This is a genomic window from Moorena sp. SIO4E2 (assembly GCF_010671945.1).
GTDB classification, from domain to species: domain Bacteria; phylum Cyanobacteriota; class Cyanobacteriia; order Cyanobacteriales; family Coleofasciculaceae; genus Moorena; species Moorena producens.
Genome location: NZ_JAAHIE010000246.1, coordinates 1 through 10635 on the forward strand (window position 1 = coordinate 1; position 10635 = coordinate 10635).

General features: G+C 45.1%; 11 protein-coding genes and 1 pseudogene. 8 read left to right on the forward strand and 4 right to left on the reverse strand.

Features of this window, described 5'->3' with window-relative positions; all coding sequences use genetic code 11:
- From F6K37_RS22350 to F6K37_RS22365, 4 genes and pseudogenes are all read left to right on the forward strand, one after another.
- Positions 1-2324 (forward strand): alpha/beta fold hydrolase (locus tag F6K37_RS22350; protein ID WP_287252216.1); only part of this gene is annotated, 2324 nt, incomplete at its 5' end.
- A gap of 40 nt (positions 2325-2364) precedes the next feature.
- Positions 2365-2652, forward strand: a complete 288-nt coding sequence (locus F6K37_RS22355; RefSeq protein WP_287252218.1) for a hypothetical protein — start codon at positions 2365-2367, stop codon at positions 2650-2652.
- A 108-nt stretch (positions 2653-2760) separates the two neighbouring features.
- Positions 2761-2955 (forward strand): annotated as a pseudogene (locus F6K37_RS22360) (DUF4058 family protein); the annotation flags it as partial.
- A 193-nt stretch (positions 2956-3148) separates the two neighbouring features.
- Complete coding sequence (locus F6K37_RS22365; protein WP_287252220.1) at positions 3149-3751, forward strand: Uma2 family endonuclease; 603 nt, start codon at positions 3149-3151, stop codon at positions 3749-3751.
- A gap of 154 nt (positions 3752-3905) precedes the next feature.
- Here F6K37_RS22365 and F6K37_RS22370 read toward each other — a convergent pair whose 3' ends face one another.
- Complete coding sequence (locus tag F6K37_RS22370) at positions 3906-4358, reverse strand: hypothetical protein (protein ID WP_287252222.1); 453 nt, start codon at positions 4356-4358, stop codon at positions 3906-3908.
- An 827-nt stretch (positions 4359-5185) separates the two neighbouring features.
- Between F6K37_RS22370 and F6K37_RS22375 the strand changes: the two genes are divergently transcribed.
- Entirely contained in the window at positions 5186-5347 is a 162-nt protein-coding gene (locus F6K37_RS22375; RefSeq protein WP_287252224.1) for a hypothetical protein, read from the forward strand.
- Between the two features lie 18 nt (positions 5348-5365).
- On the opposite strand, the gene rpiA is transcribed toward F6K37_RS22375, so the two are convergent.
- Entirely contained in the window at positions 5366-6076 is a 711-nt protein-coding gene (gene rpiA, locus F6K37_RS22380) for a ribose-5-phosphate isomerase RpiA (protein ID WP_287252226.1), read from the reverse strand.
- A gap of 385 nt (positions 6077-6461) precedes the next feature.
- A complete protein-coding gene (locus F6K37_RS22385; protein ID WP_287252228.1) occupies positions 6462-6944 on the reverse strand; it encodes an RNA recognition motif domain-containing protein in 483 nt (160 codons plus the stop codon).
- A gap of 384 nt (positions 6945-7328) precedes the next feature.
- Between F6K37_RS22385 and F6K37_RS22390 the strand changes: the two genes are divergently transcribed.
- Positions 7329-8690 carry a DUF2157 domain-containing protein gene (locus F6K37_RS22390; protein WP_008184419.1) on the forward strand — a complete coding sequence of 454 codons (1362 nt, stop codon included), beginning with the start codon at positions 7329-7331 and terminating at the stop codon, positions 8688-8690.
- Positions 8691-8714: 24 nt separating this feature from the next.
- Entirely contained in the window at positions 8715-9383 is a 669-nt protein-coding gene (locus F6K37_RS22395) for a GDYXXLXY domain-containing protein (protein ID WP_008184416.1), read from the forward strand.
- On the opposite strand, the gene F6K37_RS22400 is transcribed toward F6K37_RS22395, so the two are convergent.
- Positions 9289-9564, reverse strand: a complete 276-nt coding sequence (locus F6K37_RS22400) for a hypothetical protein (RefSeq protein ID WP_287252230.1) — start codon at positions 9562-9564, stop codon at positions 9289-9291. The genes F6K37_RS22395 and F6K37_RS22400 overlap by 95 nt on opposite strands.
- Before the next feature lie 251 nt (positions 9565-9815).
- On the opposite strand from F6K37_RS22400, the gene F6K37_RS22405 reads away from it, so the two are divergent.
- A partial coding sequence (locus F6K37_RS22405; RefSeq protein WP_287252232.1) for a hypothetical protein occupies positions 9816-10635 on the forward strand: 820 nt, incomplete at its 3' end.

Here is a 10635-nt window from a genome sequence, read left to right on the forward strand (position 1 = left end):
TTGGTGCAGGTTTGATGATGTCTATTAGTTTGATGGGTTTTAGCCTTGGCAATCCACCGCTGCCCCTAACGGCAAAAACTGCTAGCGCTGCTGAAAGTCAGACCGCTGTAGCACCGTTACTTCAGCGAGAACTATTCTTTGGCGATCCAGAGATTACGGGTGCCCAGCTTTCCCCCGACGGTAAGTTTCTGGCCTTTCAAAAACCTCTAGACGGCGTGATCAATGTGTGGGTTAAGGGCATCGATGAACCGATGGAAGCTGCTCGTCCAGTCACGGCTGATGCTGAAAGCCCAATTATATTTTACTTTTGGAGCGCCGATGGTCGTTACATTCTCTACGCCCAGGATAAAGGGGGCAATGAGAATTTTCACATTTATGCGGTTGAAGCTAAATCTTTAGGTGAGACTAGCCCGGTAACCCGCGATTTAACCCCTGTAGAGGGGATTACGGCCAGGATCTATAGCGTTCCTAAACGGACTCCCAACCACATCATTATCGGTCTTAACGAGCGCAATCCCCAGTTTCATGATGTCTATCGTTTGGATTTGACAACAGGCGAGCGGACGCTGCTGATTCAAAATGACGAGAATATTGGCCTCTGGACAACGGATTTAGACGGTAATGTGCGCATCGGCTATCGCCAAACCCTGGAAGGGGGGCATGAGATTCTGGCGGTGCAAAAAGATGGATTAACACCTGTTTACACCTGTCGAATTGAAGAAACCTGTCGTCCCATTCGCTTTCATAAAGATGGCCAACGGGTGTATCTGATCAGCAATCGGGATGGGAATTTAATCCAGTTAAAGCTGCTTAATCTCGAAAGCCAACAGAGTCAGGTCGTGGAAGTTGATCCTGAAAACCAGGTGGATTTTGGCGATGCAGTGTTTTCAGAAGCAACTGATGAGTTGATTGCTACCTTTTATGTTGGCGATCGCATCCGCATCTATCCTCAAAACGACAAGATAGCGGCTGATCTAGCATTTCTGAAACAACAGCTGCCCGACGTTGATATTGTGTTGCAATCCCTTACCCTGGATGATCGCTTTGGGTTGGTTGGAACCCGGAGCGATGTGAATCCCGGGTCTACTTATCTATTTGATCGTAGTACTCAAACCCTGGAAAAACTCTACGATGATCGGCCAGAGCTGCCCAGGGAACATTTGGCCACCATGCAGCCGATCCGCTATACAGCCCGTGATGGTCTAGAGATTCCAGCCTATCTGACCCTGCCCCAGGGGGTAGACCCAGTGAACCTACCGGTGATTGTCATGCCCCACGGTGGACCTTGGGCACGGGATATGTGGGGGTACAATCCGTTTACCCAGTTTCTGGCTAATCGCGGTTACGCCGTTCTCCAACCCAACTTTCGAGGGTCCACTGGCTATGGTAAAGCCTTTCTCAATGCCGGTAACAACGAATGGGGCACGGGTGCGATGCAGCATGACCTGACGGATGGCGTGCAGTATCTGATTGATGCAGGGATTGCCGATCCCGAGCGGGTGGGAATTTTTGGTGTCTCCTATGGAGGCTATGCCACCCTAGCTGGTTTGGCATTTACACCAGATATCTATGCTGCCGGTGCATCTATGGTGGGGCCATCGAATCTGATTACCTTGCTCAAGTCAATTCCCCCCTATTGGGAGTCGATCAAGGCTAAGTTTGCTCTGCGGCTGGGAGATCCGGATGATCCGAGCGATCGCACCCGTCTAGAAGCCCAGTCACCCCTGTTTTCCGCCGACCAAATTCAAGCCCCGCTGATGGTGGTTCACGGAGCCAAGGATCCCCGGGTTAAGCAAGCGGAATCGGACCAAATTGTGGCCGCATTGCGAGATTTAGGCCGACCGGTGGAATATTTGATTGCCCCCGATGAAGGCCATGGTTTCCGTAAGGAGATCAACTCGCTGGCCATGACAGCTGGATTAGAGAAGTTTTTAGCTGAACACCTGGGCGGACGTTACCAGGCCGAGATGTCTTCAGACGTACAGGCTCAACTAGAAAAATTAACTGTTGATATTGAGACTGTCACAGTTAATGAATCCAGTGAGCCTGAGATTGTTGAGCTTGACCCAGCAATTTACAACCGCTATTTGGGAACCTACCAGTTACTCCCTAATATGCAGATCGCTATTCGAGTCGAGGAACAACAACTACTCGCCCAAGCCACAGGGCAGGAAGCGTTTACCCTTTATCCTGTTTCAGAGACTAAATTCGTGGCCCAGGTTGCAGATATCACGATTCAATTCAATTTGTCAGCAGATGAAACGGTTAAGGGACTAACACTTTATCAAGGGGATCAGGAATTGATTGCATCCAAGGTGAAGTAATTGAATAGATTGAGATTGGGGGCACACTGCTGTGTGTCCCGTGCAGGATTTAAACAATACTAACGAGGAGCCTCTAGTTATGGAAACAGAAACGACTCAACGTACTGCAATACAAGTATTAACTCAGGCAGCAGCAGGTGCGGCTGGCGGATTACTGGCGGGCATCGCTATCATGTCTATCTATCGATGGCTTTGGCATGTAGAGATATCTTTGAATACAATAATGCTTTTAAGCATAGGCTTCTCCATTTACTGTGGAGTTTTATCTGCTTGGCTAGGGAAAAGATTCTGGAATTTACTCGGTACCTTTATCAGCTCTATCAGCTGATATTTGGTGTGAGGCAAGGCTCCCTTAGAGGAAACGGTTAAGGGACTCACCCTTGATCAGGCGGGTCAGGAATTGATTGCCCCTAAGGTGAATTAGTGCTATCCATTTAGTTTAAGCGATCGCATTCCTTCTTTTCCGCTTCCCCTGCTTCCTGGGGATACCGAACCAATGGTACAATTACAGACATTGGTGGATCAGCTTTATGACCAGTTAGGCTACGACTATTTTATTGACTATAGCAGCAATCCACCATTGCCTTGGTCGGAGGATGATGTAGAATCTTGGGCAGGATGTCGCCGATAAAATTTTTGAATCAGGACAAAAATTAACAGAAAGATAAATGTTCGCAGATTGCCCAACCTTTTTTATCCTTACTCAATTATCCATTAAGCGATCGCGACTTATATAAACTCCCCAAAATCCCAATGTAATTACCCGAAGTGACTTCTTTATCTTCTGCTCCCTCGTTATATCTCAATTGCCAGGATTAACGGTTATGTCAAGTCAACTAGACCCCCTACTGAAGCTAATAGTTCCACCATCTTTGGACCTCAAAGTAAATCACCAACAGTTTGAACAATTAGCCACTGCTAACCGAGACCTGAGATTAGAAAGAACTGCCCAAGGAAAATTGATTGTGAATCCACCAACAGGATGGGAAACCGGTAAAAGAAATCTTAGTATTACCAGGCAATTAGGAAATTGGTATGAGGAAAACCCAGAAAAAGGAGAAGCATTTGACTCTTCTACCGGATTTGAACTTCCCAGTGGCTCGAATCGTTCCCCTGATAGCTCTTGGGTGTCACGTCACCGCTGGGATGCACTCACCGAGGAACAAAAACAAACGTTCCCTAAAGTTTGTCCTGATTTCGTAATTGAGTTGCGATCAAAGTCTGACAGTCTCAAGGAGCTACAAGCAAAAATGCAAGAATACATTGACAATGGCTTGCGCTTAGGTTGGCTGATTGACCCTCAGAATCGACGGGTTGAAATCTATCGGTCAGGACAAAAAACTGAGGTTATAGATAATCCCAACGAGTTATCTGGAGAAGCAGTGCTTCCCGGTTTCAAACTTAAATTACAAGGAATTATAACCTGATTTGTTGGGAGCATGTCCTGGAGGTGCGCCAAAGGCGATCGCAGCAGTTTGATTAGGTGCGATTCTCCTAGGAGAATCGCAAACCAAAATCGTTTTATAATGTAGAATTATACATTCTAAATTATAAATTCTAAATTCTACATTCTGCCCTCCTTCAAGCACAATCGTTGTCTTGATGCAGTCGCTCCAATAACTCCTTCGGAATAGTCTCAAAATCCTCCAACAAAAAATCCATAATCGCCAGATGGCGCAAGTGACCAGCAGTGGGAGGGTAACAGCGACGACTGGTGGAAAACCAGCCATTAACCGTGTGAACGGAACAAGAGCAGATCAAAGCTATATCTTCGTGAGTCAAGTCCCACTTTTGGTAAAACCGTTGGGGTGTCATACCCAATTGGCAGTAACTGTACAGTAGAATCAAGATTTGCTCTCGCTTCTTGATGCAGTCGCTCATGGGGGAAACCCCCAAGACCGCGCTGCATCGCTCCGTGATCGGATAGGGATAGATATTTTCATCCCTCGGCTCCGTCTGTTGTCGAAGCTGTTCAAGACGCTCCATCGCTTCGTGATAATCGATGGGATGATGAACGAATTGTTTTTTTGGCATTATTATAGAATTACCTAAACTGTGGTTTGGGAAAGAGCCGCGCTTGTCGTTGACACCCGCAAAGCGCGGCTCTTTTTGGTATGTTTATATTATAAACATTGGCTATGGTTGTTGTCAAGTATAAAATAAAAAAAATCAGGATAATTTATATTTTTTTAATAAATATTTACAATTTTATAGTTATAATAGTAACAAGTTTAGCTAATAGCTGAAATCGGTAATAAAGCAAAAGTAAAGGTAAGCTATCAACTATTATTTATCAGTTATAAGCTAATGCGCTAGGCGCACGCTACGCGAACAGCTTTTGAATCAAAGAGGTAAGCATTCGTTTAATGCTGAGTTAAATCCCAGCGTCGTTCGCACAGCGTGGCCATTCGCGTAGCGTGGCCGTTCGCGTAGCGTGGCCAAAAGGCCAAAAGGCCAAGGCCAAAGCCTGTGCCACACGCGAACGAGGTTTTTTTGAAGCTGACCGCTGACCGCTGACCGCTGACCGCTGACCGCTGACCGCTGACCGCTTACGAATTCTTGATAAATTCTTGATTTTCCGGGATTAGCATTTCTCCCAGGTTAGGGTAGTAAAGAAGCAGTTAGGAGAGTTTACGATTATGGAATCCCATGATTTTTTGATGTTAGTTCTGTTACTAAGTCCTGGTATGTTGCTTTCAGCAGTTATTATGCTCACCTTTGCCGCTGGTGGCTAAGCTCGACAAAGTCTAATCAACGACTCTCTAGCTCAAATAGCTAAAAAATTGGCGTTGCTGAATCTTTGAATCAATAGGAGTAGAGTGGGCATCCTGCCCGCCCCAAAAGATCGCCGAACAGGCAAGATGCCTATTCCACAAAACTCTTACAATCCTTCTATTATTAAGCAACATCCAAAAATGAGTCAAGCCGTGGGAGATACAGTTAATTGCCTTGGCTTGGCAGAAATATCTGAGTATTTCTATCAAGAGTATTTCTATCAAGCAATAATCCCACGGCACTTTTAACCAGTAGCCTTGGACGGGTTAAATTTCCCGGATCACGGTCTGACCATCCTTAACTTCTCCAACTAGAACCAGATCGGTAACCCCAACAAATAAACCATTTTCCAGAACACCAGGAATATTATTGATAGTTTTCTCTAGCTCAGCTGGGTTATCAATGGCCTCAAATTTGACATCAACGACCATATTTCCCTGATCCGTAATCACTGGTCCAGCTTTTTTGACCCCCATGCGCAGTTCCGGTTTACCCCCTAGCTTTTGAATGGCATTCATAACTGGTGTGATTGCCATCGGGATAACTTCTACAGGCAATAGGAAGGTAGACCCCAAGTTTTCAACTATTTTAGTGCTATCCACCACTACGATAAATTGTTTGGCCAGGGAATCTACAATTTTCTCACGGGTGTGGGCAGCCCCACCCCCCTTAATCAAATTTTTCTGGGGATCAACTTCGTCAGCACCATCAATCGCTACATCAATGTGATCCACCGCATCAAGGGTAGTCAAAGGAATACCGTACTGTTTCGCCAAGACTTCTGCCTGGAAAGAGGTGGGGATGCCTACAATATCCTTAATCTCTCCAGAGTTTAAGCGATCGCCTAAAAACTCAATTGCATAGGCAGTCGTTGAACCAGTGCCTAGCCCCACAATCATTCCCGACTGCACCCGCTTGGCAGCTGCTTTGCCAACTTCCTGTTTCATTAGCTTAATGGGGTCAATTTCTGCACTCATAACAACGTTAGTGGTTAGTGGTTAGTGGTTGTTAGTGGTTAAAACTTAAGTTTTAGTTCACAACTGACAATTGTAAATCCATCCGGTAACAGACGATGCAAAATTACTTGATCTCCCTTTTAAATCACCATAAACCTATAGGGATTTGGCACTGATCATGACCCAAAAAAAATAAAAGACTCTCTGTCTGGCAGAATGAGTCAGATATATCGATCTATTGAAGTAGTATTATCAGCAGTACTATTAGCAGACTGCTCAAACCCAGGCGCTTGGTGATTAGATCTTTTATTGAGAAATTATAATAAGCCCACGCCTCCCTGACGGGTATGGCGTAGGGCTAATCTTGCCAGAATTGCTAATCGAAATCAGTTAGATGTATCCCAATTTAAGAGTTAGTAGTTTGAGCCGATAACATTTCTTTCAGCTTTGCCAATTCATTAGCCCAACGGGGATCGGGTTGAATTCCACCGGGGTCAGATGTAGTCTGTTGATGCTTACGCTTATTAGACTTATTCTTGTTGTTGTTACGGCGAGGGGGAGGATTGTTGCTGGTAGATGAGGTTGATGCCTGATTGGGTTTTTCTTTCTCCTTAGATGGTTCTTTCTCTTGATTCTTAGATCGTGGCAGGGCTTTTTCAATTTTCAAGGCAGTATCCTTGAACATAAGACCATTGAACTTTTCAATGAATTGATCAGCCTCCTCATCCGTTGACACTGTGACGAAGCCAAAGCCCCGACATTTACCAGTTTTACGATCTTTAATCACTTTTGTGCTAAAGTTGTCACCGGCTTCAGCAAAAATAGCTTGCAGCTCATCACGGTTTACTTCTTCTTTAGGTAAGTTACCTATGTACAGACGAATAGACATTTAGAGATACCTCCGGGCTATAACAAAAAAAAAGGAAAAAATTGTTGACACCAGTCACTAGGGTGGATAAGGAGAAATTTGAGCGACGAACACTTACCACGTCTAGACAATCTTCTGACGTACCTTACCAACCTCAACTGAACAGACGGATGCAGTAAAATCAAAACTCCTATATACCACATGTTCGGAGCTACTACGACCCACACGTTGACCTCTGGTTTACCATTAGCTCCGATTCTAGTTAACAGTTTTTTACTTACTCTAATCTAATTATTACAGAATGTTTACACCATATCATGGACATAATCAAACATTCAGTCGGTTAGTGATTCTAACATTGTATATTCCCAGATGAAAGTCTTAAGCTCTAAAAAATAGGTTGTGATGCCTTCCGATAAATTTCGTCACCAGTTACGTCTTGAAGCACAACAATGGCAAACAGAAGGGTTGATTGATGCTGGCCTATACGCTCAATTAGCGGAACGCTATCAATTTAGTGACCTGGAAGTAGCGGCCCGTAATCGATTCGTCGTAATTTTGCTAGTACTAGGCAGTCTTCTCTTAGGCTTGGGCATGATCACCTTTGTGGCAGCCAACTGGCAAGCCTGGTCTCGGTGGTTGAAAGTGACCTTGCTTCTGAGTGTCTTCTTCGGGATCAACATTGCTGGCTTTTATCTATGGCGAGACCCAACCCAAGGTAGGCATTGCCGTTTGGGACAGGGTTTATTACTTTTAGGAGCCCTGACTTTAGGAGCCAATATAGCACTGATGTCCCAAATGTTCCACCACAGTGGACCACTCTATCAGTTATACCTGATTTGGGGATTAGGAGTCTTAGCCATGGCTTATAGCCTACGCTTGACCCGATTAGGGATGCTGGCAATGGTCTTGATTGGGTTAGGGTATGTGCGAGGAATCTCCCAGCCAGAATTTCTAGCAATCACAGAGTTGTCTTGGCTAAGGCTAATCATACAACATATGCCAGTGTTTGCGGGTTTACTGTTTATTCCCCTGGCTTACTGGTGCCGTTCACGATGGATGTTTCGCTTAAGTGCGATCGCAGTAGTTGCTGGCCTGGAATGGAACTTGATCAACTTCGAGCTATGGCCTTATCCCGGTTGGATTGCTGCGATCGCATGCGCCCTACCACCAGCCTTGTTATGGTCATACGGGGATTTCCTGGGAACAATTCAGCCCAACCTCCAGGAATTTAATTGCACAGCCCGCACCCTTGGGATCACTTTCCTCAGCCTATCATTTTATTTTTTGTCTTTCCACGTGTTATGGGATAGTTCACCATCAGTCAAACCCCTAGTTGACGTCACCTCAATACTCTTGGAACCTGCGGTGATTGATAGTGTCATTTTAGGTAGCTTAACGATCTGGGCGTGGATAAAACTGTTGCGTCGAGTGGACTCAACAACTAAGGTTGTGGCTACTATGATTGTGATCAGCGCCCTAGTTCCCTATTGGCATCTCAGTATTGGTATTCTACCCATATTAGCCGTATTCATCTTCAATCTGCTTTTATTCCTAATCGTCATCGGTTTAATCCGCGCCGGACTAGCAGAGGGGAAACGAGGTTTATTCTGGGGTGGCATGGTGCTACTGACGCTGCAAATTTTGACCCGGATGCTGGAGTACGATACTGGTTTATTAGTCAAATCCATAGTCTTATTCCTCTGTGGGCTAGGTATTATTGGTGCTGGACTATGGTTTGAGCGCTATTTGAAGTCTGAATTATGATTTATGAATTATAAATTATGACTTATGAGCATTAATTCTGAGTATTCCCGTCCTATACCAAGCTGGCGATTCTGGGTACCTCTTTTATTTCAAACCGCACTAATTATTACTGTTCCCACCCAGGCAATTTACACTACACTAACTGGCATTACTGTCATTCTCCAGACAGCGCCAGTAGACCCTTACGAACTTTTGCGAGGCTATTCCCAAACTCTAAGATACGATATCTCTAATCAGGACAACTTACGCAATCTTCCTGGCTGGCAAAAATTACCTAAGCAACAACCTAATGGCAACAAGGTAACCTTTATCAAGCCTGGTACCCGTTTTTACGTAATTTTAGAAGCACCAGACTCATCCAACTCCACTGAACTACCAATAGCCTGGAAACCAGTAGCCTTAAGTGCCAAATTCCCTTCCCGACTACCAGCTAATCAGATTCCCCTCAAAGGTGTTGCTAAATATGGCTCGATTGAATACGGATTGGAAACTTATTATATGCCAGAAGACCAACGGGAACAAATTAATGAAGAATTAAATAGTGCTAGGCAAGAGAACTCTAACCTACCGATATCACCACCACCAATTGTGATGGAAATTAAGGTGGATGCTCAAGGGAATGCTTTACCAATCGGAATCTGGGCGCTAGTAAGTAAAGATTCTCAACAGCAGATTCGCAAGTATCGGTTTTAAGAGGGAATCGGGAATCGGGAATCGGGAATCGGGAATCGGGAATCGGGAATCGGAAACAGGGAATCGGGAACAGGGAATCGGGAACGGGGGAAAGAGTGTAATTCACATTTAACCCTACCCTACACCGAATCGCTTTGGGCAAACAACCTTCACCCCTGACTGCCTGACACAAGTGCTTCAAAGCTAGATTATGCCGAGGTTATGGGATGCAGGTTGTGAGGGGACGGCTCCAGACAAGTAGTGGAAAAGAGCGATCGCAAGATTTGAGTATAATGCTTAAATTTTTATAACGCCTCATCTTATTTAGAAACAAAAAGGATATAAATTCCTATGGATACTTGAGTCAAATGTACTTTGCATCAAACGATATAAGGTTACTTATGACTCATGATCAATAATTTTTAGATATATCTGGATAAAATAGGTAGCAGGATGAAAGTTTTCCGTGTTTCGCAAGTTTCTGTAATTAAGGTAAGTGAGTCTCCCCTTGTACTCAGTATTCAAGCAGATGGGCTTGCTGCCACTTCTGGCTGGACAAATCCCCGGTTAGACAACTCAGCAGACCCCAATCCAGATGATTCTGTCCTAGAATTCAGTTTTGATGCTGATAAACCGTCAGGTATTAGTCTTCCAAGACTGACGCCAATCACGGCTTGTGTTGACTTTAAACCTACCAATGGTGCAGATGCGGTAATTGTTTCTGCCCGAATCAATGGTATTACGGTTCACGCTGCTGAGTTCCTCAAGCCTGGCGAGTCAAGCCCTCGACCGACGACATTGGCAGTAGGAGAAGAGGAACCTACGACACTAGCATTGGGAGAGGAAAACCCTCAAGTTACTACACAGGCACTAGGAGAGGAAGAACCTCAACCGACTACACGGGCATACGGAGAGGAAGATCCTCGATTTACTACACAAGCTCAACCAACTACACAGGCACTAGGAGAGGAAGAACCTCAACCAACTACACGGGCATACGGAGAGGAAGACCCTCGATTTACTACACAGGCAATAGGAGAGGAAGGACCAACAACTCTAGCATTGGGTGAGGAAGATCCTCGATTTACTACACAAGCTCAACCGACTACACAGGCAGTAGGAGAGGAAGACCCTCAAGTTACGACACTAGCAGTAGGAGAGGAAGTTCAACCGACTACACAGGCATTAGGAGAGGAAGCTCAACCGACTACACAGGCAGTAGGAGAGGAAGCTCAACCGACTACAAAGGCAGTAGGAGAGGAAGCTCAACCGA